This window comes from Novosphingobium sp. (assembly GCF_032093395.1).
Taxonomy (GTDB): domain Bacteria; phylum Pseudomonadota; class Alphaproteobacteria; order Sphingomonadales; family Sphingomonadaceae; genus Novosphingobium.
The window spans coordinates 1-612 of record NZ_DAMDBA010000176.1; the positions used below are offsets into that span (position 1 = coordinate 1).

Here is a 612-nt window from a genome sequence, read left to right on the forward strand (position 1 = left end):
GCACGATCGTCGTTCCGGCCGAAAATGGCGGGAACCGTGTCGTCTTCGCGAGCACAGACCCCGGGTTTCCACCCGCGCGCCAGACCGTTCGCGGCCGTCTGCCCGATACGGATGTCGTCGACTACGATGCCAAGGCTCGCAGGGTCGTCCGAGCCCTTGCGCGCGCTTCGCTCAAGACGCCCCGGACCGAGCACTGAATTTGAACGGGCTCTGCAGCCCACGTCCACCCCAAGGAGGAGGAAAGGGGGGAACAGGACGGTAAGCAAGGAGGATATCATGCCGCTTACAGCCCTTAGACCGTCCCAGGAACTCATCGATCTCGTCGGCGCCCTCGGGGGCACATGGAGCGGTAATGTCGCCATGTGCCGATGCCCCGCCCATGCCGACAGCGACCCCAGCCTTTCGATCCGCCAGGGCGACCGCGGTTTCCTCGTGACCTGCTTTGCCGGCTGCGCGCGCGAAGACGTGCTGCGTGAGCTTCGGCGCGTGCAACCGGGCCGACATTTCCCTGCGCCCAGCAGCACTGAAGGGCGGGGAAGGGGCAATCCACAGCCCGTGTGGGACCAGGGCACCGAGATCATCGGTACGCTTGGGGAAACCTACCTGCGCGGG

At 66.0% G+C, this 612-nt stretch carries 2 pseudogenes; both read left to right on the forward strand.

Annotation, left to right across the window (positions count from 1 at the left end):
- Positions 1-197, forward strand: a pseudogene (locus RT424_RS24480) (spermidine synthase); the annotation flags it as partial.
- A gap of 79 nt (positions 198-276) precedes the next feature.
- Positions 277-612 (forward strand): annotated as a pseudogene (locus RT424_RS24485) (virulence-associated protein E); the annotation flags it as partial.